Origin of the sequence: Streptomyces sp. NPDC059788, from assembly GCF_042732265.1 — a bacterium.
GTDB lineage: Bacteria > Actinomycetota > Actinomycetes > Streptomycetales > Streptomycetaceae > Streptomyces.
This window is the reverse complement of sequence record NZ_JBHWHY010000008.1, coordinates 1-23,958: the sequence shown is the minus strand read 5'-3', so window position 1 is coordinate 23,958 and position 23,958 is coordinate 1. Positions and strand designations below refer to the sequence as shown.

The 23,958-nt window shown below is 73.3% G+C and carries 19 protein-coding genes and 1 rRNA gene; 11 read left to right on the top strand and 9 right to left on the bottom strand.

The window, feature by feature from the left end; translation table 11 throughout:
* Positions 1 to 20: 20 nt before the first annotated feature.
* Entirely contained in the window at positions 21 to 503 is a 483-nt protein-coding gene (locus tag ACFV57_RS09180) for a pyridoxamine 5'-phosphate oxidase (RefSeq protein ID WP_385227615.1), read from the top strand.
* An 80-nt stretch (positions 504 to 583) separates the two neighbouring features.
* Here the strand turns inward: ACFV57_RS09180 and ACFV57_RS09175 are convergent, their stop codons facing one another.
* Positions 584 to 1,168, bottom strand: a complete 585-nt coding sequence (locus ACFV57_RS09175; protein ID WP_385227612.1) for a phosphatase PAP2 family protein — start codon at positions 1,166 to 1,168, stop codon at positions 584 to 586.
* 239 nt (positions 1,169 to 1,407) lie between these two features.
* On the opposite strand from ACFV57_RS09175, the gene ACFV57_RS09170 reads away from it, so the two are divergent.
* Complete coding sequence (locus tag ACFV57_RS09170; protein WP_385227609.1) at positions 1,408 to 2,214, top strand: hypothetical protein; 807 nt, start codon at positions 1,408 to 1,410, stop codon at positions 2,212 to 2,214.
* A gap of 147 nt (positions 2,215 to 2,361) precedes the next feature.
* Positions 2,362 to 3,357, top strand: a complete 996-nt coding sequence (locus tag ACFV57_RS09165; protein ID WP_385227606.1) for an NAD-dependent epimerase/dehydratase family protein — start codon at positions 2,362 to 2,364, stop codon at positions 3,355 to 3,357.
* Between the two features lie 166 nt (positions 3,358 to 3,523).
* Here the strand turns inward: ACFV57_RS09165 and disA are convergent, their stop codons facing one another.
* Entirely contained in the window at positions 3,524 to 4,678 is a 1,155-nt protein-coding gene (gene disA, locus ACFV57_RS09160) for a DNA integrity scanning diadenylate cyclase DisA (RefSeq protein ID WP_385227603.1), read from the bottom strand.
* 252 nt (positions 4,679 to 4,930) lie between these two features.
* Positions 4,931 to 6,343: a DNA repair protein RadA gene (gene radA / locus ACFV57_RS09155; RefSeq protein ID WP_385227600.1), complete on the bottom strand. Its 1,413-nt coding sequence runs from the start codon at positions 6,341 to 6,343 to the stop codon at positions 4,931 to 4,933.
* Positions 6,344 to 6,564: 221 nt separating this feature from the next.
* On the opposite strand from radA, the gene ACFV57_RS09150 reads away from it, so the two are divergent.
* Positions 6,565 to 8,385, top strand: a complete 1,821-nt coding sequence (locus ACFV57_RS09150; RefSeq protein WP_385227597.1) for a sigma-70 family RNA polymerase sigma factor — start codon at positions 6,565 to 6,567, stop codon at positions 8,383 to 8,385.
* A gap of 77 nt (positions 8,386 to 8,462) precedes the next feature.
* Here the strand turns inward: ACFV57_RS09150 and ACFV57_RS09145 are convergent, their stop codons facing one another.
* Entirely contained in the window at positions 8,463 to 9,308 is an 846-nt protein-coding gene (locus ACFV57_RS09145; RefSeq protein WP_385227594.1) for a hypothetical protein, read from the bottom strand.
* Positions 9,309 to 9,401: 93 nt separating this feature from the next.
* Between ACFV57_RS09145 and ACFV57_RS09140 the strand changes: the two genes are divergently transcribed.
* The 3 genes from ACFV57_RS09140 (at position 9,402) to ilvD (ending at position 13,233) form a co-directional block, all read left to right on the top strand.
* Entirely contained in the window at positions 9,402 to 10,334 is a 933-nt protein-coding gene (locus ACFV57_RS09140) for a Ppx/GppA family phosphatase (protein ID WP_385227591.1), read from the top strand.
* A gap of 56 nt (positions 10,335 to 10,390) precedes the next feature.
* Entirely contained in the window at positions 10,391 to 11,203 is an 813-nt protein-coding gene (locus ACFV57_RS09135; RefSeq protein WP_385228042.1) for a sugar phosphate isomerase/epimerase family protein, read from the top strand.
* 179 nt (positions 11,204 to 11,382) lie between these two features.
* Positions 11,383 to 13,233 (top strand): dihydroxy-acid dehydratase, encoded by a 1,851-nt coding sequence (gene ilvD, locus ACFV57_RS09130; protein ID WP_385227588.1) that lies wholly within the window; start codon positions 11,383 to 11,385, stop codon positions 13,231 to 13,233.
* Positions 13,234 to 13,262: 29 nt separating this feature from the next.
* Here the strand turns inward: ilvD and ACFV57_RS09125 are convergent, their stop codons facing one another.
* Complete coding sequence (locus ACFV57_RS09125) at positions 13,263 to 15,623, bottom strand: PQQ-binding-like beta-propeller repeat protein (protein WP_385227585.1); 2,361 nt, start codon at positions 15,621 to 15,623, stop codon at positions 13,263 to 13,265.
* A gap of 172 nt (positions 15,624 to 15,795) precedes the next feature.
* Between ACFV57_RS09125 and ACFV57_RS09120 the strand changes: the two genes are divergently transcribed.
* Complete coding sequence (locus ACFV57_RS09120) at positions 15,796 to 16,164, top strand: SH3 domain-containing protein (RefSeq protein WP_385227582.1); 369 nt, start codon at positions 15,796 to 15,798, stop codon at positions 16,162 to 16,164.
* A gap of 58 nt (positions 16,165 to 16,222) precedes the next feature.
* A complete protein-coding gene (locus ACFV57_RS09115; protein ID WP_385227579.1) occupies positions 16,223 to 16,741 on the top strand; it encodes a hypothetical protein in 519 nt (172 codons plus the stop codon).
* On the opposite strand, the gene ACFV57_RS09110 is transcribed toward ACFV57_RS09115, so the two are convergent.
* The 3 genes from ACFV57_RS09110 to ACFV57_RS09100 all read right to left on the bottom strand — a co-directional run bounded on the left by ACFV57_RS09110 (position 16,738) and on the right by ACFV57_RS09100 (position 20,419).
* Positions 16,738 to 18,147 (bottom strand): M1 family metallopeptidase, encoded by a 1,410-nt coding sequence (locus ACFV57_RS09110; protein ID WP_385227576.1) that lies wholly within the window; start codon positions 18,145 to 18,147, stop codon positions 16,738 to 16,740. The two genes, ACFV57_RS09115 and ACFV57_RS09110, sit on opposite strands and share 4 nt — an antisense overlap.
* Positions 18,148 to 18,239: 92 nt before the next feature.
* Complete coding sequence (locus ACFV57_RS09105) at positions 18,240 to 19,805, bottom strand: SulP family inorganic anion transporter (protein ID WP_385227573.1); 1,566 nt, start codon at positions 19,803 to 19,805, stop codon at positions 18,240 to 18,242.
* 215 nt (positions 19,806 to 20,020) lie between these two features.
* Entirely contained in the window at positions 20,021 to 20,419 is a 399-nt protein-coding gene (locus tag ACFV57_RS09100; protein ID WP_385227570.1) for a hypothetical protein, read from the bottom strand.
* A 571-nt stretch (positions 20,420 to 20,990) separates the two neighbouring features.
* Here ACFV57_RS09100 and proC point away from each other — a divergent pair.
* The gene (proC, locus tag ACFV57_RS09095) at positions 20,991 to 21,800 is read left to right on the top strand and encodes a pyrroline-5-carboxylate reductase (RefSeq protein WP_385227567.1); all 810 of its coding nucleotides are present in this window, start codon (positions 20,991 to 20,993) and stop codon (positions 21,798 to 21,800) included.
* A 129-nt stretch (positions 21,801 to 21,929) separates the two neighbouring features.
* Here proC and trpS read toward each other — a convergent pair whose 3' ends face one another.
* On the bottom strand, positions 21,930 to 22,928 hold the full coding sequence (gene trpS, locus ACFV57_RS09090) for a tryptophan--tRNA ligase (RefSeq protein ID WP_385227564.1): 999 nt from the start codon (positions 22,926 to 22,928) through the stop codon (positions 21,930 to 21,932).
* 945 nt (positions 22,929 to 23,873) lie between these two features.
* On the opposite strand from trpS, the gene ACFV57_RS09085 reads away from it, so the two are divergent.
* A 16S ribosomal RNA gene (locus ACFV57_RS09085) occupies positions 23,874 to 23,958 on the top strand; the annotation flags it as partial.

Here is a 23,958-nt window from a genome sequence, read left to right as displayed (position 1 = left end):
AGACCGGCGGGAGAGCCGCGATGACCACCGCAGGCGACTGCCCGGACACGATCCGCCGGGCCCTGGCCGCACACACGACGCTGACCCTCGCGTACACCGACGACGAGGGGCCGCAGGCCTGCGCCGTCCTCTACGCCACCGCGGACGGGCCGGCGCCCTCGCTCGTCCTCGTCACCGCGGAGTCCACCCGGCACGGCCGGGCCCTCGCGCGGGCCGGCGACACCGGCCCCGGCGCCCGGGTCGCCTTCACGGCCCAGCGCGACGGCCAGGAGTGGACCGCGCTGACCGGGGTGCAGGGCCGGGGCGTCTGCCGACGGCTGGCGGGCGCGGACCGCGCGGCCGGGTGGCGTACGTACCTGGAGCGCTTTCCCTTCGTGGCGGCCGACGACCGGCTCGCCGCGGCACTGGAACGCACCGCACTTTGGGAAGTCCGCCCGGACTGGCTGCGGTTGATCGACAACGGCCGCGGCTTCGGGCACAAGGAGGAGTGGCACGCGCCGTGACCGGGGGCGCGGTACGGGCGCGGTGCCCGCCGGGGGCATCCCGGGCCACCGAGGAACGCCCCCACCTGCCGTGGAACCGGCTACGCCCGCACCAGGACCTTCCAGCGCCCCGCCCCCATGCGTACGACCAGCGTGGTCAGCGGCCGGGCGAGCAGCGTCACGCACAGCGTCGCGGTCAGGGTGCCCAGCGCCAGGCCGGCCACCACGTCGTGCGGGTAGTGCGCACCGACGAACACCCGCGAGAAGCCGGTCAGCAGCGCGATCGGCAGCACCAGCCAGGCCAGCGCGCGCCAGGCGAACACGATGCCGACGGCCAGCGCCGCCGCGATCGTGGAGTGGTTGCTGGGGAAGGACCAGTCGCCCTGCGGCGGGCACTGGACTATGGAGGTCGCGGCGCCCGCCACGGCCCGGCAGGGCCGCTCCTCGTGCACGAAGCTCTTGACGATCTCACTCACCAGATACGCGACCGCCGTGGCGATCGGCACCAGGATCGCGAGCGCGACCAGCCGCTCCTCGCCCTTGCGGGACCGCCACCAGCCCAGTACGGCCAGGGCCATGAGCAGCAGGATGCCGCCTTCCGTGCCGCCCGCGGCCAGTGAATGAATCCAGCCGGGCGTGTCGTGCGCGAAGTCGGTGACGTCGCGATAGAGATCGGTGCTGTACATGAACGCATACGGTACGGACTGTTACGGGAAAGCCGCACCTGAGCATCGTCAAGGGGAACGCCCGGCGAAAGCGGGTGGCCGGCGGGGTGCGGACCGTGCGGCGGGCCGTCGCGCGGGCACGGCGGGAGCACGTCGTCGGCGCCGCCGTGGACCCGTTCCAGGATGATGATGTGAAAAGTTGCAGCTTCGTGCGGCGGGTACTGGCCGGTGTGACAGCTGATCTCTCGTAGAGTTTCCGCGTGGGATCTCTGCGCAATCCGATCGGGCCGCTTCCCTCCTCCATCTACTGGCGGCGGAGGGCCGTTGCGCTGGCCGTCCTCGCCCTGCTCGTCCTGTTGGTGGTGTGGGCCCTCAACTGGTCCGGCGACGACGGGAAGACCGGCAGCGAGGGCAAGGGGCCGGGCGTGCCGGGGCCCGCGACGTCCATCACCCCCGGCCCGAACGCGACGGAATCCGGGATCAGTCAAAAACCGGGTGGCCGCGACGAGTCGGGCACCGGCGGTGCCGCCACCGGCTCCGGCGGCGGTACGGGCGGCAGTGGCGGCGCGGGCGGCTCCAGTGGCGGCAGCGGCGGCGCCCCGGGCTCCGGCGGCGCGCCCCTGGGCGAGGGCGGCGGCACCGTACGGGCAGGCTCGGCGCTCGCGAACTGCGCGCAGGCCACCACCGAGTTGAAGCTGCGCAGCCTGAAGAGCACCTACGAGCCCGGCGAGAAGCCCAAGTTCGAGGTCACGATAGAGAACTCGGCCGACAGCGCCTGCAAGGTGGACCTGGGGCGCGGGTACGCCGCGCTCACTATCACCGGGGACGACGGCGACGAGCGCGTGTGGTCCTCCGGCGACTGCCCGCCGGGCGGGGGCGGCACCGCGCCCGTACAGGTGGCGGCGGGCGACTCGATCACGCGGACCGTGGAATGGGACCGCAAGCCCAGCACCTCGCAGTGCGCGACGGCGGAAGCCGACCCGGTCGCGCCCGGCACGTACCAGGTCGAGGCCAAGGTGGGCGGGCTGGCCGCGGTGCGCACGACCTTCGAGCTGGCCAAGGGCTGAGCCGTGGCCAAGGCCCGGCCCGTCGCCGCGGACTGACGTGCCGCCAGTGGCGGGCCCCGTAACGGAGTCCGGCCCGGCCGCGGCGGCGATTGCGCTGTGAGCGTGCAGCCGTTCCGCCGCCGCTCATGATCCGGCACAGTCGGCCCCATGAAGCTACTGATACTGGGCGGTACGGAGTTCGTGGGGCGCGCGGTCACCGACGCGGCGCAGTCCCGTGGCTGGCAGGTGACGGTCTTCCACCGCGGGCGGCACGCGCCGCCGCCCGGCACGGCCGCCGTGCACGGCGACCGCACCGACGCGGCCACTCTCGCCGCGCTCGCCGACAGCACCTGGGACGTCGTCGTGGACACCTGGGCCGGGGCGCCGACCGCGGTCCGCGACGCCGCGCGGCTGCTGGCCGGCCGGGCCGGACGGTATGTGTACGTGTCCACCGGCTCGGTGTACGCGCCACCGGCCGGGCCCGGCCACACCGAGAACAGCAGACTGGTGGAGGGCTCCCCGGACGCCGGCCCGGTGGCGTACGGGGAGGACAAGCGCGGCGGCGAACTGGCCGTACTGGACGCTTTCGGCGAGGACCGGACGGTGCTGGCCCGCGCCGGAATGATCCTCGGGCCGTGGGAGAACATCGGCCGCCTGCCCTGGTGGCTGACCCGCATCGCCCGCGGCGGACCGGTGCTCGCGCCCGGCCGGCCGGACGTGGGCCTGCAGTTCATCGACGTCCGCGACCTGGCCGAATGGATTCTGCACGCCGCGGAGACCGGCCTGTCCGGCCCGTACAACCTGATCAGCGAGCCGGGCCACACCACGATGGGCGAACTGCTGGACGCCTGTGTGCGGGTCACCGGCTCCGACGCCGAACTGCGCTGGACGGAACCGGAGAAGATCCTCGCCGCCGGCATCGCCCCGTGGACGGAGCTGCCCATCTGGCTGCCGCCGGGCGAGCTGTACGACGCCATCCACTGCGGTGACGTGACCAAGGTGCTCGGGGCCGGGCTGCGCTGCCGTCCGGCCGCGCGGACGGTGGCCGACACCTGGGCGTGGATGCGGGAGCTGGACGGGCCGCCGCCGCTGCGCGCGCCTCTGCCGGGCCGGCCGGTGGTCGGGCTGGCGCCGGAGAAGGAGGAGGCGCTCCTGCGGGGGTGACGCGCGGCGGGGGCGCACCGGCCTCCGGCCCCGGGGCCCCGCTTTTCGGGACCCCCCTTCGGGGCTCCGGGCCTTCGGGCGTACGTACACCGGTACGTACGCCCGTACGGGCCGGCGCCCCGACCGGCTCCCCGTACCGGCCGGACGGCCGCAGGCGCGTACCGCCCTACACGTACCGTTCGAGGATCGACGACTCCGCCAGCCGGGACAGGCCCTCGCGCACGGACCGGGCGCGGGCCTCGCCGACCCCGTCCACCGCCTGGAGGTCGTCCACGCTCGCCGCGAGCAGCTTCTGCAGCCCGCCGAAGTGGTCGACCAGCCGGTCGATGACGGCGCCCGGCAGCCGCGGCACCTTCGCCAGCAGCCGGAAGCCACGCGGCGAGACCGCCGAGTCCAGCGTCTCGGGCGAGCCGCTGTAGCCCAGGGCGCGGGCCACGATGGGCAGTTCCAGCAGCTCGGCGTGGCTGAGGGCGTCCAGCTCGGACAGCGCCTCCGGCACCGTACGGGAGCGCTTGGCCGTCGGCTCGGGCACATAGTCGCGGGCGACCAGCTCGCGTTCCGGCTCGACGCCCGCGATCAGCTCGTCCAGCTGGAGGGAGAGCAGCCGGCCGTCCGTGCCCAGCTCGACCACGTACTCGGCGATCTCGGTCGCGATCCGGCGCACCATCTCCAGCCGCTGGGCGACCGCGGTGACGTCCCGGACCGTGACCAGGTCCTCGATCTCCAGCGCCGACAGGGTGCCGGCGACCTCGTCCAGGCGGAGCTTGTAGCGCTCCAGGGTCGCCAGCGCCTGGTTGGCGCGGGAGAGAATCGCCGCCGACTCCTCCAGGACGCGGCGCTCACCGTCCACGTACAGCGCGATCAGGCGCATGGACTGGCTGACCGAGACGACCGGGAAACCGGCCTGTATCGAGACGCGCTGCGCGGTGCGGTGGCGGGTGCCGGTCTCCTCGGTGGGGATGGAGGCGTCCGGGACCAGCTGCACACCGGCCCGCAGGATCTTGGTGATGTCCTTGTCCAGCACCAGCGCGCCGTCCAGCTTGCACAGCTCGCGCAGCCGGGTCGCGGAGAACTCCACGTCCAGCACGAAGCCGCCGGTGCACATCGTCTCGACGGTCTTGTCGAAACCGAGGACGATCAGGCCGCCCGTGTTGCCGCGCAGGATGCGCTCCAGGCCGTCGCGCAGCGCCGTACCGGGCGCCACGGCGCTCAGCGAGGCCCGCATCAGACCCTCCGTACCGCCGCTGTCGCCCGACCTCCGGGTGGGCGGCCCCCAGCCGGACCTGCCACCAGACGACGATGCCCGGTCGTTGGCTGCCACTGCACTCCTCCGTCGCAAGGTCTGTCGGTGCCGCAGGCCGCCCGGCAGATGCCTTGGTCACGCAGCTCACGGGCTGCGCGGGCCGACGGCATGACTTCATTGACAGGCGAGACCGGGGCAAAGTCTACCGGCGCCCAGGCTACGGGCTGTCTGCAAAGGCACGCCGTCCCCTCGCGGGGCAGGGCACTTGCCCGCACGCGGGCACCCGCCCACGGGCGCTCACACGGTGAACGCCGCCCCGGAAGGCCAGCCCTACTCGGCCGCCGCCTTCTCGCGCGCCGCCTCCCGGCGCGGCCGCTTGGGCAGGACGCGCAGCGCCTCGCCCACATCGGCCACCTCCAGCACCCGCATCCCCGCCGGGATCTTGCCCGGGTCGGCGGGGACCAGCGCATGGGTGAAGCCGAGGCGGGCCGCCTCGGCCAGTCGGCGCTGCACGCCCGTCACCCGGCGGACCTCGCCCGCCAGGCCCACCTCGCCGATCGCGACCAGGTTCTTCGGCAGCGGGCTGTCGCTGGCGGCGCTGGCCAGCGCGAGCGCCACGGCCAGGTCGGCGGCCGGCTCGGTCAGCTTCACGCCGCCGACCGTGGCGCTGTAGATGTCGCGCTTGCCCAGGGCGGCGATGCGCCCACGTTGCTCCAGCACGGCCAGCATCATCGAGACGCGGGAGGTCTCCAGGCCGGAGGTGGTGCGGCGGGGAGAGGGGATCTGCGTGTCGACGGTCAGCGCCTGCACCTCGGCGACCAGCGGGCGGCGGCCTTCCAGGGTGACCGTGAGGCACGTACCGGGCACCGGCTCGTCGCGGCGGGTCAGGAAGAGGCCGGACGGGTCGGCCAGACCGGTGATGCCCTCGTCGTGCAGCTCGAAGCAGCCGACCTCGTCGGTGGTGCCGTAGCGGTTCTTCACGCCGCGCACCAGGCGCAGCCGGGCGTGCCGGTCGCCTTCGAAGTTCAGTACGACGTCGACGAGGTGCTCCAGGAGGCGGGGGCCGGCGATGGCGCCGTCCTTCGTGACGTGGCCGACCAGCAGGGTGGCCATGCCGCGCTCCTTGGAGGCCCGGATCAGGGCGCCGGCGACCTCGCGGACCTGGGCCATGCCGCCGGGCGCGCCGTCGATCTCGGGCGAGGCGACGGTCTGGACGGAGTCCACGATCAGCAGCGACGGCTTGACCGAGTCCAGATGGCCCAGGACGGCGGACAGGTCGGTCTCGGCGGCGAGGTAGAGATGGTCGTCGATGGCGCCGATGCGGTCGGCGCGCAGCCGCACCTGGCTCGCGGACTCCTCGCCGGTCACATACAGCGTGCGGTGGCTGTCGCTCGCCGCCTTGGCGGCCACGTCCAGCAGCAGCGTGGACTTGCCGACGCCGGGCTCGCCGGCGAGCAGCACCACGGCGCCGGGCACCAGGCCGCCGCCCAGCACGCGGTCCAGCTCGTCGACGCCGGTGGTGCGGGCGGTGGCCTGGCGGCCGTCGACCTGGCCGATGGGCAGGGCGGCCGTCGTGACGCGGCCCGGCGCGGTCGTCCGGACGGCGGGGGCGCCGCCGAACTCCTCGACCGTGCCCCACGCCTGGCACTCCGGGCAGCGGCCGAGCCACTTCGCGGTGGTCCAGCCGCATTCGGTGCAGCGGTACGAGGGCCGCTCCTTGGCCGAGGATTTACGAGTCGCCATGGGGTTCACCGTAGCGGCGGGGTGTGACAACGCCGGGGGCGGGCGGGAGCGGCGCAGCGTGGCGGGCGGGCCAGGTGGAGGGGTGTGCGGGCCGTGAAGGCCGAAACGCGCGTGAAACCAGGTCCTGGTGTCCCCTTTTGAGGGAGAACGTCACCCGTATGGATTAAAAGAGTCCATGCGGCGCGATAGTGCCTGCATCATCCGCCTACCGTCGCCGGGTGATGAGCAGCAGGTCCGATCACCCCACGCACGCCACCGGCGCACACCAGGCGCACGAAGGCGGCCGGCACCATGACCGGCCGCGGCTCCCCGAGCGGTACGAGCCCCATCTCGACGGGCTGTTCACCTACTGCCTGTCCGTCCTGTGCGAGCACGACGCGGCGACCGCCGTCCTCGGCGAGGTGCTCGCCGTCGCCGAACGGCACCACGGACGGCGGCCGCCCGACCCCGGCCTCTACCGGTCCTGGCTGTACGCGCTGGCCCGCTGGGCCTGCCTGCGGCGGCTGGCCGACCGTACGCAGGACGGCGGACCGGACCGCGGAAGCGGCGCCACGGCCGGCACGGGCACGGAAACGACCTGGGGCACCGGCGCCTCCCGCGGCCTGGACGCCGTGCCCGGCGCCGGCGGGACGTCCGGCGACGCCGCCGAGGAGGCCCGGCAGCGGCGCGAACTGGCCGGCCTGGCCTGGCCCGAGGCCGCCGGGACGACCCCCGAACAGCGCGAGGCGCTGGAGCTGTCCGTACGCCACCGCCTGTCCGCCGAGGAGGTCGCCGCCGTCCTCGGCGGCGACACCGAAGCCACCCGCACCCTCCTGGCCACCGCCGCCTGCGAGGTCGAACGCACCAGCGCCGCCCTCGCCGTCGTCGAGTTCGGCCGCTGCCCGGACGTGGCGCAGCTCGCGGCCGACACGCAGATGCTGCTCGGCGTCGCCCTGCGCCGGGAGCTGGTCCGCCACGTGGACGACTGCGCGGAGTGCCGCCGTACGGCCGAGCGGGCCACCGCGCACGGGCCCTGGCCGGGCACCGCGCCCCTCGACCACGGCCCGCTGCCGCTGGTCGGCGCCCCGCGCACGGCCGTGCACACCGCCATGTCGGCGGCGCAGGGCTCGCGTTCGGGGCGCGCCGAGGGTGTGGCGGGCGCGGGCGCCTCGGCACGCTCCGGGCGTACGGGGCGCTCGGGCGGCGCAAACGGTTCTCCACGCTACGACCGGCGCGGATTCCCCGTCCGCCCCAAGGACCCGACGGCCCGCAGACGCCGGCGGCGGACCCGCGCCGTGACCACGACCGTGATCGCCACCGTCCTCGCGGCGCCGGTGCTCGCCCTGTGGGCCGCCTACCGGGGCGCGCCCCTGACCGGCGAGAGCGAGGGCCCGGCCGTGACGGCCGGCGAGTCGGACGCCGCCCCGTTCGACGACCGCTCGTACGAGAACGCGAGCGCCGAGCGCACGCCCACCGCGCCGCATCTGACCTCGGCGAACGTCTGGCCGGACGTACCCGCCGTCTCGGTGCAGGTCGTCGGCGCGGACGGGGCGCCGCTGCGGCCCGGCGAGCCGGACCGTTCCGGCACCGGCCCCGGGCGGCTGACCGTCGCCGCCGAGCCGCGGGACGGCGGCACGGCCGTCACGCTCACCGCGTCGGGCGGCGCACCGGTCCACTGGTCGGCGCGGGCGGGCGCCCCGTGGCTCCGCCTGAGCACCGCGGCAGGCATGCTGTGGCCGGGGGAGACCGTCACGCTCCTGGTGTCCGTGGACCACGGCCGGGAGCCGGACGGCTACTGGAACGCGCGGGTCACCCTGGCGCCCGGAGGGACGACGGTGACGCTGGAGGGCTGGGGCGAGGGCGGCGGCCACTGGCCGGGCAACGGCAAACCGACGCGCCCCGGACCCGGACCTCGGCCCGAGCCCGATCCGACGTCACCGGCGCCGACCCCGGACCCGGAGCCGACCGGCGTGCCGTCGACATCGCCCACGCCGACACCCACCGCGGGGGAGCCGACGGCGCAGCCGAGTCCGTCACCCAGCCCGCCGGGCCCGGCGGGCTGAGCGGCCGGGGCGTACGGACCCGTGCGGCCGGGACGGCGCGGACCCGCCGTACGGGACCGGTCAGCCCCCGCTCCGCGTCACTTCGGGTCCGCCGGGTGCGGCGCCATCGGCAGCAGCGCGGACAGGCGCTCCTCGCAGAGTTCCACGAGCCGGTCGTAGCCCTCCTTGCCCATCAGCTCGGTCAGCTCCGGCCCGTAGGACACGTACACCGGCTCGCCCGCGCCGTGTGCGGAGGTCGCCGACGTGCACCACCAGTTCAGGTCGTGGCCGCCGGGACCCCAGCCGCGGCGGTCGTACTCGCCGATGGTGACCTGGAGAATGCGGGTGTCGTCGGGGCGGTCGATCCAGTCGTACGTGCGCCGGACGGGCAGCTGCCAGCACACGTCCGGCTTGGTCTCCAGGGGCTCGCGGCCCTCGCGGAGCGCGAGGATGTGCAGCGAGCAGCCGGCCCCGGCCGGGAAGCCGGGCCGGTTCTGGAAGATGCACGAGCCCTTCCAGCGCCGGGTCTGGCGGTCGCCGTCCTCGTCCTCCTGGGTCCAGCCCGTGGACGTACCGACATCGTGGAACTGCCACAGGTCCGGTGTGAGCCGCGCCACGTGCTCCGCGACCCGCTGCTCGTCCTCCTCGTCGGAGAAGTGCGCGCCGAGCGTGCAGCAGCCGTCGTCCGCGCGGCCCGCCTCGATGCCCTTGCAGCCGCTGCCGAAGATGCACGTCCAGCGCGAGGTGAGCCAGGTCAGGTCGCAACGGAAGACCTGCTCGTCGTCGGCGGGGTCCGGGAAGGTGACCCAGGCGCGGGCGAAGTCCAGGCCGCCGACCTCGTCGGCCCGAGCCCCTTGCGCCTCCTGCGCCGCGCGCGCAGCAGCACGCTGCTTTTCCGCCTTCTTCAGGGCTTTTTCCTTCTTCGCCTTGTTCGTCTTAGCCACGACTCCAGCGTAAGGCGACCGGCACCTGGCGAAGTTCTCCCGGGGCCGGGGGCTCGCCGTCGGTTACCGGCCGCCCGCAGTAGGTTCATCGGTATGAGACTCGGAGTCCTCGACGTGGGTTCGAACACCGTCCATCTGCTGGTGATGGACGCGCACCCGGGCGCGCGTCCGCTGCCCGCCTACTCCCACAAGGCGGAGCTGCGGCTGGCCGAACTTCTCGACGAGGACGGCGCGGTCGGCGACACGGGCGTGGAGCGGCTCGTGGCGACGGTCCGGGCGGCCGTGCAGGTCGCGGAGGACAAGGGCGTCGAGGACGTGCTGCCGTTCGCGACCTCCGCGATCCGCGAGGCGTCCAACGGCGAGGACGTGCTGCGCCGGGTCGCCCTGGAGACCGGCGTGGAGCTGCGGGTGCTGTCGGGCGAGGACGAGGCCCGGCTGACGTTCCTCGCGGCCCGCCGCTGGTTCGGCTGGTCAGCGGGGCGGCTGCTGGTGCTGGACATCGGCGGCGGCTCGCTGGAGATCGCGTACGGGCTGGACGAGGAGCCGGACGCCGCCGTGTCGCTGCCGCTGGGCGCCGGCCGGCTCACCGCGGCCGATCTGCCGGGCGACCCGCCGGAGGCGGAGGACATACGGGCGCTGCGCAAGCGCGTACGGGCCGAAATCGCGCGGGTGGTGAGCGATTTCACGCGCTTCGGCACCCCCGACCACGTCGTCGGCACCTCCAAGACCTTCAAACAGCTGGCCCGGATCGCCGGTGCCGCGCGGTCCGCCGAAGGGCTCTACACCCAGCGTGAGCTGGACCGCAAGGCGCTGGAGGAGTGGGTGCCGCGGCTGGCCGGCATGACCGGTGCGGAGCGCGCCAAGCTGCCCGGCGTCTCGGAGGGCCGCTCGCCCCAGCTGCTCGCCGGGGCGCTCGTCGCGGAGGCCGCGATGGACCTGTTCGGCGTGCGCACGCTGGAGATCTGCCCCTGGGCGCTGCGCGAGGGCGTGATCCTACGGCGGCTGGACCAGCTGCCCGCCGGCTAGGGCGCGTCCGACACCCGTCGGCGGCGGCCCGTACCCTGTCCCTCGTGACGGAGCCAGTGGTGCGCATCCCGGATGCGAAGGTCGCCCTGTCCACGGCCTCGGTGTATCCGGAGTCGACGGCGACGGCCTTCGAGATCGCCGCGCGCCTGGGCTACGACGGCGTCGAGGTCATGGTGTGGACCGACCCGGTCAGCCAGGACATCGAGGCGCTGCGCCGGCTCTCCGACTACCACGGGGTGCCGATCCTGGCCGTGCACGCGCCGTGCCTGCTGATCACGCAGCGGGTGTGGTCCACGGACCCCTGGGTGAAGCTGCAGCGCGCTCGCAACGCCGCCGAGAAGCTCGGCGCGTCGACGGTGGTCGTCCATCCGCCCTTCCGGTGGCAGCGCAACTACGCCCGCGAGTTCGTACGCGGAGTGTGGCGGATGGAGAGCGAGACGGACGTCCGGTTCGCCGTCGAGAACATGTACCCGTGGCGCTACCGGGACCGCGAGATGCTCGCGTACGCGCCGGACTGGGACCCGACCAAGGACGACTACCGGCACTTCACGGTCGACCTCTCGCACACCGCCACCTCCCGCAGCGACGCCCTGCACATGGTCGACCGGATGGGCGAGCGCCTCGCGCACATCCACCTCGCCGACGGCAACGGCTCCAACAAGGACGAGCACCTGGTCCCCGGGCGCGGCACGCAGCCCTGCGCCGAGCTGCTGGAGCGGCTCGCCGCCACCGGCTTCGACGGGCACGTCGTCGTCGAGGTCAACACCCGGCGCGCGATGTCCGCGGCCGAGCGGGAGGCGGACCTCGCGGAGGCCCTGGCCTTCACGCGGCTGCACCTGGCGTCGCCGACGTGGGTGCCCGGGTCGTGACACCGGGCGGGGGCGGGGAGCCGGGCGCCCGCCGCGCCGGGCCCGTCCGCGGAGCGGTCACGTGTCTCACATGCCGGATTCGCTGTCCAGATCTTGGAGCCGGGGCGTAGGCTCGACGGTCCCCGTACGCATACGGACACCGCGTACGAGAGCCAGACGCACCCGAGGAGTGGTTCCACGTGCCCGAGCTGAGGTCCCGCACCGTCACCCATGGCCGCAACATGGCCGGCGCCCGCGCGCTCATGCAGGCGTCGGGCGTAGCGCGCGAGGACTTCGGCAAGCCTGTGATCGCCGTGGCGAACAGCTTCACCGAGTTCGTGCCGGGGCACACCCACCTCCAGCCCGTCGGCCGGATCGTCAGCGAGGCGATCAAGGAGGCCGGCGGCATCGCCCGCGAGTTCAACACCATCGCGGTCGACGACGGCATCGCCATGGGCCACGGCGGGATGCTGTACTCCCTGCCGTCCCGCGACCTGATCGCCGACTCCGTCGAGTACATGGCCGAGGCGCACTGCGCGGACGCGCTGATCTGCATCTCCAACTGCGACAAGATCACCCCCGGGATGCTGATGGCCGCGATGCGGCTGAACATCCCCACCGTCTTCGTCTCCGGCGGGCCCATGGAGGCCGGCCGCGCCACCCTCGTCGACGGCACGGTCCGCAAGCTGGACCTGATCAACGCGATCTCCGACGCGGTCGACGAGAACGTCTCCGACGAGGACATCCTGCGTATCGAGGACAACGCCTGTCCGACGTGCGGCTCCTGTTCCGGCATGTTCACCGCCAACTCGATGAACTGCCTGACCGAGGCCATCGGCCTGTCGCTGCCCGGCAACGGCTCGGTGCTGGCCACCCACACCGCCCGCAAGGCGCTGTACGAGAACGCCGGCCGTACGGTCGTGGAGATCACCAAGCGGTACTACGACCAGGACGACGCGACCGTGCTGCCGCGCAGCATCGGCTCCCGCGCCTCCTTCGAGAACGCCATGGCCCTGGACATCGCCATGGGCGGCTCCACCAACACGATCCTGCACCTGCTCGCCGCCGCCCAGGAGGCCGGTCTCGACTACGGCCTGGAGGACATCAACGCGGTCTCGCGCCGGGTGCCCTGCCTGGCCAAGGTCGCGCCGAACGTCGCCCCCGGCGGCACGTACTACATGGAGGACGTGCACCGGGCCGGCGGCATCCCCGCCATCCTGGGCGAGCTGTACCGGGCCGGGCTGCTCAACGAGGACGTGCACACCGTGCACAGCTCCTCGATGGCGGACTGGCTCAAGACCTGGGACGTGCGGGGCGGCTCGCCGTCCCCCGAGGCCGTCGAACTGTGGCACGCGGCCCCCGGCTGCAAGCGCTCCGCCACCGCCTTCTCCCAGTCCGAGCGCTGGGACAGCCTCGACACGGACGCCGCCGGCGGCTGCATCCGCGACTTCGCCCACGCCTACTCCGCCGACGGCGGCCTGGCCGTCCTCAAGGGCAACCTGGCCGAGGACGGCTGCGTGGTGAAGACCGCGGGCGTCGACGAGTCGATCTGGACGTTCGAGGGCCCGGCCGTGGTCTGCGAGTCGCAGGAGGAGGCCGTCGAGAAGATCCTCGGCAAGCAGGTCAAGGAGGGCGACGTCGTCGTCATCCGCTACGAGGGCCCCAAGGGCGGCCCCGGCATGCAGGAGATGCTCTACCCGACGTCCTTCCTCAAGGGCCGCGGCCTGGGCAAGGCGTGCGCGCTGGTCACCGACGGCCGCTTCTCCGGCGGCACCTCCGGCCTGTCCATCGGCCACGCCTCGCCCGAGGCGGCCTCCGGCGGCACCATCGCCCTGGTCGAGGACGGCGACCCGATCCGTATCGACATCCCGAACCGCACCATCGAACTCCTCGTCCCGGAGGCCGAGCTGACGGCCCGCCGGGAGGCGCTCGGTGGTGTGTACGCGCCGAAGAAGCGGGAGCGCAAGGTCTCGCAGGCGCTTCGCGCGTACGCGGCCATGGCCACCAGCGCCGACAAGGGCGCGGTGCGCGACGTGAGCAAGCTGGGCTGAACCACGCCTCTTGAGCACCCCGTCCGCTGTCACCAGCGGGCGGGGTGCTCCGCGTCCGCCGCGAAGACCGAGCCGTCCGGCGCCGCCGCGTAGATCCGGCCGTGCCGCGGGTCCGGCAGCGGCGCGGGCAGCTTCTCCAGGTAGCCGCTGCGGCCGGTGGCCAGCCGGGGCGGCGTCTGGCCGAGCAGCGCGCCGCGCCGGGTGTCCACGGCCAGCAGCCGGCCGTCGGCACCGGTGAAGTACAGCCGGTCGCCCTGCGGGGCGAGCACCGGCGCCGATCCCCGGCTCACCGACGTCTCCATGCTCCAGCGCCGGTCGCCGACCGCCTGGAGCGTGCCCCCGGCGGCGAGCACATAAGCCGTCTCGCCGCGCACCACGGCCGCCGCGTCGTCCACCGGCGCGTCCAGCGGCAGCCGCCGTACGCCGTGCGTGCCGGGGTCGTAGCGCACGACGGCCGCGGTACGGGTGACGATCAGCGGGTCGGCGGCGGTCAGGTAGACCGAGCCGGACGCGCCCGTACCGGCCAGGGTGAGCGAGCCGGGCAGCCGCCGCTCCCAGCGCAGCGAGCCGTGCAACGGGTCGATCGCGGTGACCACGGTCGTGGCCCCGTCGGCCGAGACGGTGGCCGCGTAGGCGGTACGGCCGTCCCCGTACGCCGTGAACTGCCCGAGCGGCTGCGCCGGATACCGGTGGTGCCAGCGCTCCCGGTGCGTGGCACCGTCCAGCGCGGTGACCATGCCGTCCGCCGCGGTCAGCAGCACGGTGTCGCCCACGAACCGCACCTCCGGGCCGTACCCGGCCAGGTCCTTGCTCCAGCGTGTCGCGCCCTTCCCGCCGGCCGACGGGTCGAGCGCCTCCAGCCGTTTGCCGTCCGGGGTCCGTACGTAGAGCAGCCCGCCGGAGAACACCGGCGCGCCCGGCGGGGTGTCGCCCTTGCGGACCGGCCCGCCCGGCCGCCGCCACGTCACGGCCCCGTGCTCCGGGTCGACCCGCGCGGCCTTCAGCCCCCGCTCGACGCAGAACAGGGCGGACGCCCCGTACGCGCAGAACGGCATCTCGGCCGGGTGACCGGCGGGCCGCCGGACCAGCGGGGTGTGCCAGGGGCGGAAGGCCGCGGCGGCGGCGCCGGGGGTGTGCGTCTGCAGCGCCGGGGTGTCCTCGGCGCCCAGGACCCGTACGCCCGCGAAGATCCCCGCACCGGCGAGCACCGCGGCCACGGCGGACCAGACGGCCCAGCGGCGGGCGCCACGCGCGGGGCGCGCCGCCTCTTTCTCCCCGGGAGGCACGGCGTCCGGCTCCGCGCCCGCTCCCGCGCGCGCCCCCGTCCTCGCCTCCGCTCCGGCTTCCGCTTCCGGCCCAGCGGGAGCCCGTACATGCGTGTCCTCGGCCTGACCGGGCACGGCGGATGGCGCGGGCGCGGACACGACCCGTACGGGCTCCCGCTGGGCCGGCACGCGCACGTCTTCCGGTACGCGTATGTCTTCCGCCACGCGCACGTCTTCCGGCACGCGCGCGTTCTCCGCGCCGGGGACGCCCGCGAGCAGATCGTCGTGGATCTCCGTCGGCACCTCGGTGTGCAGCAGCCGCATCAGCACGTCCGGAGTCGGCCGGTCGGACGGACGCTTCGCCAGACAGGTCCGGATCAGCGGCGCCAGATCCTCCGGAACACCCGTCAGATCCGCCTCGTCGTGCACCACCTGGTACGCGACGATGTACGGGCTGTCCGAGTCGAACGGCCCGCGCCCGGTCGCCGCGTGCACCAGCACCGACCCCAGCGCGAAGACGTCCGCCGCGGGCCCCACCTCGCGCGGCCGCTGGAACTGCTCGGGCGCCATGAACGGCGGCGTGCCGATCAGCTTGCCGGTCTCGGTCCGCATCTCGCTGTCCGCGGGGCGCGAGATCCCGAAGTCGATGACCTTGGGCCCGTCGGCGGCGAGCAGCACGTTGCCGGGCTTGAGGTCGCGGTGCACCACGCCCGCCCGGTGGATGTCGCGCAGCGCCTCCGCGAGGCCCGCGGCCAGCCGCCGCACCTCGGCGGGCGACAGCGGCCCGTTGCGCTTGACGTGCTCGCCGAGGGTCCGCCCGGGAATGTAGAGGGTGGCCATCCAGGGCCGGTCGGCGTCCGGGTCGGCGTCCACGACCGGCGCGGTGAACGCGCCGCTCACCCGCCGCGCCGCCGCCACCTCCTGCCGGAACCGGCCGCGGAACTCGGGGTCCTGGGCGAACTCGGCGTGCACGACCTTCACCGCCAGGCGCAGCCCCGACGACGACCGGGCCAGATGCACCACGCCCATCCCGCCGGAGCCCAGGCGTGCGTCCAGGCGGTACCGGCCCGCGTACTGCGGACGTTCCGCTTCCGGGTCCGCTCCGGAACCGCGCACCGGCGGCATCTCCCCACCCCCGAGTCCATGGGCCGCGGATGCGACGCACGGAGCCTAGTCGATGGTGCGTACGGGACAGGTGAGGCTTGCTAGCGTGCGGGGCACCGGCCGCAGCCGTACCGCACCCGCCGTACCGCACCGGCCGACCCGCACCACGGAACCACGCAACGGGGGAGCACACATGAGCAGCACACCGGAGAACACCGTCGGCACGGCCGCCGAGGAGGCCGCCGCGGTCGCCGAGGCGGAGGTGGTCACGGAGGCCGAGGGCGTCGCCGCCGAGGCGATGGCGGCCTCCGCGGTCACCTACCCGGTCGCACCGGGCTACCGCCTGAACGTCCGCAGCGGCCCGAGCAGCAAGGCCTCCCTCGTACGGCAGCTCCCGTACGGCGCCCGGGTCGCCATCCGCTGCCAGCGCTCCGGCGAGCGGGTCGGCGGGCCGTACGGCACCAGCGACATCTGGGACTGCATCGCCCCCGGTCAGTACGTCTCGGACAGCTACGTCCACACCGGCAGCGACGGCCCGGTGGCCCCGCGCTGCGCGAACTGAAACCGGATAGAACCGGGCAACCGGCAGGGCCGGGGACGAGCCGGGGATAATCGGCGGCATGAGCGACGAGACACCGCCCGCCCCGGACCGGTCCGGCCCCGAGCCGGCCGAGATCCGTTTCTTCGGGACGACCTGGGTGCACCACGACGGCGGCTACGGCCTGCGCCGGGCCGGGGTCGCCGCCGGCTCCCTGGCGCTCGCCGCGGCCGGCGCGGTGGTGCTGCGCTTCGCCTTCCAGGGCCTGGCGATCGCCGAGGTCGGCTCGTTCCTGAACGTCCTGGTCGTGGCCTGCTTCGCGGTGTGCAGCGCGGTCGCCTTCCGCCGCACCTGGGACCGCCTGACCCGCACCGCCGACGCCACGGCCGCCGAGCGCCCGGCCGATCGGTCCGCGCAGAGCCTGCTGCTCATCGGCTTCATCGGCTCGCTGCTCGCCTACTTCTGCCGCAGCCTCGTCGAGGCGCCGGGGGAGCGGGTACGGCGCGCCGAATACACGGCCGAACGCGAGCGCCACGAGCGGCGCCGGCAGGCACGTACGGGCAACCCGGCAGGCAAGAAGACGAAGAAGAAGCGCGGCTAGAACTCCCAGTCCGGTTTCCCGTCCCCGTACAGCCAGTCGTCGAAAAGGTCCGTCAGATCGACGTCCGTACGGTCCTGGCAGAAATCGATGAATTCCCGGCTGTCCGCGCTGCCGTGGCGGTGTTCCGCCGGCCAGTCCTTGAGAATCGCGAAGAAGACTTTGTCGCCGACGGCCTTCCGGAGCTGCTGGAGGACCATGCCGCCGCGCTTGTAGACGGGGCTGCCGGTCACGTTCTCCGCGTCGCCGGGGTCGCCGGGCGGGAAGCCCCAGATTTCCTCGTCGTCCTCGTCGGTCTCGTACAGCGCGTCGAATTGCTGCTGTGCCGTACGGCCGCCCTTGTCCTCCTCCCACAGCCATTCCGCGTACTGCGCGAAACCCTCGTTGAGCCAGATGTCCTGCCACGTCTTCGGCGTCACCGAATCGCCGAACCACTGGTGCGCGGTCTCGTGCACGACCGTGCCCTCGTCCGGCGCCCCCGCGTAGAGCGGCTTGGTCTGGGTCTCCAGCGCGCCCCAGTCGACCCGCTCGGGCGTGTGGTCGACGATCGCCCCGGCGGAGGTGAACGGATACGGGCCGAACCGTTTCACCGACCAGTCGAGAATCTCGTCCAGCCGCCCCAGCGGCCCCGCGCTCTCCTTCGCCTCCGCCGGGTCCACCGCCGTGTAGACGGGCAGCCCGCCCTTCGTCCGCGACTCGCGGACGGTGAACTTCCCGATGGTCGCGGTGGCGAGGTAGGAGGCCATCGGCTCGGCGTTGTGCCACTCGAAGGTGGTCCGGCCCTTGTCGCTCCTGCGACCGCGCAGCTCGCCGTTGGCGACGGCGGTGTACCCGTCCGGCACGGTGATCCTGAAGTCGTACGCGGCCTTGTCGCCCGGGTGGTTGTTGCCGGGGAACCACGTCATGGACCCGGCCGGCTGGCCCGCGACGAACGCCCCGTCCTCCGTACGCACCCAGCCCTCGGTCGCGCCGTCCGCGTCCGTCATCTCCTCGGGCGCGCCGTCGTACTCCACCGTCGTACGGAACGTGGCGCCCTTCTTCACGGTCTCCCGCGGGCGGACCGTCAGCTTGTGCCCCTTGCGCGAGAACTCGGCGTCCGCGCCGTCCACCCGCACGCCGTGCACCTTCATCCCCTGGAGGTCCAGCTTGAAGGAGGCGAGGTCGGCCTGTGCGGTGGCGCTGATCTCGGCGGTGGCGTCCAGCGTGCCGCCGCGTACGTCGTAGTCGAGGTCGAGCCCGTAGTGCCCGACCTGGTAGCCGCCGTTGCCGAGGGCGGGGAAGAGCGGGTCGTGCACACTGCCCGCGCCCTGCGTGCCGTCGAGCCGCGTCGCGCTCGTACAGGAGGACAGCAGCAGGGCGACGGAGAGCGCGGCGGTCGCGCCGCAGGAGCGCAGAGGCCGGCGGATCACGGGGCTCCTAGGGTCGTGGAACGGGTGGATCAAGCTCCCCGACCCTACGGCCCTTTGGCCCCGCAACGCCGACCCCTTCCGCTTAATGGCGTTTATCCACCCTTATGTCCGGACTGTGGGGCGATGGTCGTGGTGGCGGAACCGGCACCGGGCACCGGACCGGTCTCCGGCCCCGGCCCCGGCCCCGGCACCGCCCCGGGCCCGGCACCACCGGGGCCCGGATCACCGGCCGGCCGCCGCCGCTCCGCCCAGCCGCCCAGCGCCGCCGCGCAGGCCCGGTCGAGGTGCCGCAGCCCGGACAGGTCCAGGACCGCGGCACGGTCGCGCGGCAGCGCCTCCAACTGGTCCAGCAGCCTGGGCAGCCGCAGGAACGTGGCGTTCCCCAGGGCCCGTACGTGCAGGGGCCCGGCCTCGTCGTCCTCCGGCCACGTCACCTCCAGATGCGCGTGCGACGTCTCCCAGGCGGACTTCGCGACCGCCATCAGCAGACCGATGACGACGCCCTCGAACATGTTGGTCACCACGATCGCCACCGCGGTCGCCGCCAGCACCACGGCCTCGCCCCGGTGCTCCCGCCACAGCGGCACGAACTCCCGTACGGGCAGCAGCTTCCAGCCGGAGTACACGAGCACGCCCGCCAGCGCCGCCAGCGGCACGACACCCAGCGCCTCCGGGAACGCCGCCACGAACAGCAGCAGCCACACGCCGTGCAGCACCCGCGACGCCTTCGTACGGGCCCCGGCCCGCACGTTCGCGGCGCTGCGCACGATCACCGCCGTCATCGGCAGCGCGCCGAGCAGCCCGCACACCGCGTTGCCCGCGCCCTGCGCCATCAGCTCCTTGTCGTAGTCCGTACGCGGCCCGGTGTGCAGCCGGTCCACGGCCGCCGCGCTGAACAGCGACTCCGCCGACGCGATCAGCGTGAAGGCCAGCACGGTGCCGACCGCGCCGACCCCCAGCAGCCGGGCGAAGTCCGCACCGTCCGGCGGCTGCACGACGGACAGCAGCCCTTCGACCTCCACCCGGGCCACCGGCAGACGGAGGGCGGCGACGGTGACGGTGGCCAGCGCCACGGCCGCCAGCGGCGCCGGCAGGACGCGGGCCCCGCGCCGCCACCGGGGCCACAGCGCCAGTACGGCGATGGTGCCGACGCCGACCGCCGCCGCGGTCAGCGCCTGGTCCGACCAGATCGTGTCGACCGCCAGCTCCGGCAGGCCGCCGAGGTTGGCGAGCCCGGTGCCCGGCGGCCTGGCGTCGGTGAGCGCGTACAGCTGCCCGGCGATCAGAACGAGCCCGATGCCCGCCAGCATGCCCTGCACGACGGCCACGGAGATGGCGCGGAACCAGCGCCCCAGCCGCAGCGCGCCCATGACGAGCTGCAACAAGCCCGCCGCGAGCACCAGCGCCCCCAGCGCGCTCAGCCCGAACTCCCGCACCGCCTCGTACACGAGGACGGTCAGACCGGCGGCCGGACCGCTGACCTGAAGACTGCTGCCGGGCAGGAAGCCGGTGAGCAGGCCGCCGACGATGCCGGTGACGAGCCCGAGTTCGGCCGGTACGCCGGAGGCGACGGCCACGCCGACGCACAGCGGAACGGCGACCAGGAAGACGACGAGAGAAGCGGTGAAGTCCGCGCGTATGTGTGTGGATTTCCGCATGAGGATGCCTCCAGGGCGTTGCGACGGACCGCACGGCGCGGACGTGCGCCGCGCGGAGGGAACGGATGTCCGGATCGATCCGTGAACGGTGTGCCGCGCGGGCACGGGGGAATGCCCGGGGCACCTGACTGCCGACCCGCCACCGGCGCTGTCGGCAATGCGCCACCGGCTACCGACAGCCGGCTCCGGCTGTCGGCGTCACCGGCGAACGCCGGTCAGCAGCGGAACACGCGATGACTGATGGGCAGCTGACCCGAACGCGTCAGTGGGACGGCACGGCGTCCGGTGACCGGAGCCGCCGGGCGGGGGCCGGTGGCCGGCGGGACGGTCGGGTCGCTCGCGCACCTGGTCTGGTCGCCGGGGTGGCAGGCCGGTGCGCCGGTCGCGGAGCGCGCGGCGCGGCCGGTCGGGCAGTGCTCGGCCATGGAGTCCGCCGGGCCGCCGTCCTCGTACGCGTACGGCGCGACGGCGTCGACGGCCTGCGCCCCGCCCCTGCCTCCGGCCGCCCGCCCGTACGTGACCTCGGCCCCGACGGGAAACGCCAGCAGCGCTGCCATGAGGAACAGCAGCACGCGGCGCATGGCGTCGGCCCCCTCCGCTGGTTGGACACTCAACTTCAGTGTGTCCAAAACCGCATGGCTTTGCGCGACTTCCTCTGTAACCGTCATGTAAACGCCGAGTCACCGATCAGGAATGCCCAATTCCACACCCCCGGCGCACACCACCCCCGCCCCGCTCCCCACCCGGCCCGGCGTCCGGCCCCACCATTCCCACTCCCACCCCGCCCGGCTCGGCGTCCGGCCCTAGCCAATTCAAGAGCGCCCGGTTTCGCACCGACCCCAGCCAACCGCAGCCCGTCCGGCGTTTGAGGACGAGCCCGCCGGGCGATCACGGCCTTCAGGGATCTCCGCGGCCGCACCTGCCCCGGCCCTCTCAAGCGCGCCCGGCCCGGCGTCCGGCCCCAGCCCATTGCAGCCCGTCCGGCGTTTGAGGACGAGCCCGCCGGGCGATCACGGCGTCCGAGGACCGCCCCGCCCACCCCCGCCCACAACGTGAACGCCCCCACCCCCCGAACCCCCACGATGCGAGGATGACCAGGGCCGCAACGTCCCGCAACGCACATCCGCAGGCCGCCCCCGGCCACCCCGTATCCCCATCAGCCCCACCGGCGAGGTGAACCGCAACATGACCCATAAGGTCGCCGTACTCGGCACCGGAAAAATCGGCGAAGCCCTCCTCAGCGGCATGATCCGAGGCGGCTGGGCCCCCACCGACCTCATGGTCACCGCCCGCCGCCCCGAACGCGCGGACCAGCTCCGCACCCGCTACGGCGTCACCCCCGTCACCAACCCCGAGGCCGCCAAGTCCGCGGACACCCTCATCCTCACCGTGAAGCCGCAGGACATGGGCACCCTCCTCACGGAGCTGGCCCCGCACACTCCGGCCGACCGCCTGATCATCAGCGGTGCCGCCGGTATCCCCACCGCCTTCTTCGAGGAGCGGCTGCCCGCGGCCACCCCCGTCGTACGGGTCATGACCAACACACCCGCCCTCGTCGACGAGGCGATGTCCGTCATCTCGGCCGGCACCCACGCCACCCCCGCCCACCTCACCCGCGCCGAGGAAATCTTCGCCACCGTCGGCAAGACGCTCCGCGTCCCGGAGTCCCAGCAGGACGCCGCGACCGCCCTCTCCGGCTCCGGCCCGGCGTACTTCTATTTCCTCGTCGAGGCGATGACCGACGCCGGCATCCTGCTCGGCCTGCCCCGCGACAAGGCCCACGACCTGATCGTGCAGGCCGCGATCGGCGCGGCGACCATGCTCCGGGACAGCGGCGAGCACCCGGTCACCCTCCGCGAGAACGTGACCTCGCCGGCCGGCACCACCATCAACGCCATCCGCGAGCTGGAGAACCACGGCGTACGGGCGGCCCTGATCGCCGCCCTCGAAGCGGCCCGGGACCGCAGCCGCGAGCTCGCCTCCGGCAACGGCTGACCCTCACCCGCCGCCGTCCTGGCCCGCGGCCGTGGCCACCGCCGCACCCCTACCCCGCACCGGTGGCCACGCCGCCCGGGCAGCCCGCGCCCGGAACACGACCCCGGGCCCGGACCACCGCACCGCGCCTCACACCGCAGGCATCAGCCCCACCGCCCGGTACGCCGCGTCCACCCGCGGCCGCGCCATCGCCCGGGCCCGTTCGGCCCCGTCCCGCAGGACGGAGTCCACGTACCCGGGATCGGCGACGAGCTCCGCGTGCCGCTCCCGCACCGGCCGCAGCAGTTCCACGACCGCCTCGGCGGTGTCCTTCTTGAGCGCGCCGTACGAGTCGTACGCACCCGCCAGCTCCTCCGGACCGCCCGCGCCGCACGCCGCCAGGATGTCCAGCAGGTTCGCCACGCCGGGCCGCCCGGCCCGGTCGTACACGACGTCCGTCCCGGCGTCGGTCACGGCCCGCATGATCTTCTTGCGTACGGTCTCCGCCTCGTCCAGCAGGTAGACGATCCCCGCGGTACGGGCGTGCGACTTGCCCATCTTCGACGTCGGCTCCTGGAGGTCCATCACCCGCGCGGCCACGGGCGGCACCGTCGCCTTCGGCACCACGAACGTCTGTCCGTACCGCTGGTTGAAGCGGGTCGCCAGGTCCCGCGTGAGCTCCACGTGCTGCGCCTGGTCCTCGCCCACCGGCACCTCGTCGGTCCCGTAGGCGAGGATGTCGGCGGCCATCAGCGCCGGATACGTCAGCAGGGACAGCCGTACGCTCCCGCCCCGCGCCCGCTCACGCTCGGCCTTCTCCTTGTACTGGATCATGCGCCGCATCTCGCCGTCGGTGGCCGTGCACTCCATCAGATACGCCAGCCGCGCGTGCTCGTCGACATGACTCTGTACGAACAAGGTGCAGCGCGTCGGATCGAGCCCCACCGCCAGCAGCAGCGTGGCGGCCTGCCGACTGAGCCGGCGCACGCGCGCCGGATCGTGGTCCACGGTCAGCGCGTGCAGGTCCACGACACAGAACAGGGCCTCGGCGCGGTGCTGGCCCTCGTTCGCCCAGCCGCGCAGCGCGCCCAGGTAGTTCCCCAGGGTCAGGTGCCCCGTCGGCTTCACACCACTGAAGATCCGCGTCATCTCTCTCGTCTCCCGAACTACTGGTCCCGGGACCGCCGCGCCCACCGGCCGGCTGCGAGGAGATACGCGAAACGGCCGCCGAGGCGGCGGCCGTTGTCACATGCACTCTGGGGCGGCCGCCGTCAGGCGGGCCACCACTGCTGGACGAGCGCACGTGTTGTCATACGGGCCACGGTACGCCCGGAACCGTTGCCCCGCACGGGTTTGAAGCCCCCCAACCCCTCGTGTAGTGTTCTCCGAGTTGCCACGGAGCCGACAGGTCCCACGGCAGCCACCTCACGCCACACCGGCGGCACCATCACTACTGCACGACTCCCGGACGGGATGAATTTCGGCATGCCGAAATTCCGATCGTCGGCGCGATTATGCGTCACCGGGAAAAAGCACTAAAGTAGTGATCACGCCGGAAGGCGCGAACAACCCCCTCCGACGGGGAATCGGATTCGAATTCGAACCGACAGCTTCCTTCACCGGAAGCCCGGAACGAAAATCGGATCTGATAGAGTCGGAAAGGCCGGAAAGCGAAAGCCGGACGGCCGCCCCGCTCCAGCAGGGGCCGGATACGGAAAGCGGAAACGCCGAACGGATCTGGTAAGGTTGGAACCGCGCAGAAGCCGAAAGGCCGAAACGCACCGGCGGAAATCAGGATCGCGAGGATCTGATAGAGTCGGAAACGCAAGACCGAAGGGAAGCGCCCGGAGAGCCTGGTGAAACAGGCATAAAGGAAGCGTCCGTTCCTTGAGAACTCAACAGCGTGCCAAAAGTCAACGCCAGATATGTTGATACCCCGTCCACCGGCATCATGTCGGAGGATGAGGTTCCTTTGAAAAGTCCACCGGCGCCCACAGGGTGCGGGTGGCACACACAGCGAGGACGCTGTGAACGGGAAGCCTATTCCGCTTCCTGTTCCGCTCTCGTGTGTGTTACCGGGATAGCCCGGAAACATTCACGGAGAGTTTGATCCTGGCTCAGGACGAACGCTGGCGGCGTGCTTAACACATGCAAGTCGAACGATGAACCTCCTTCGGGA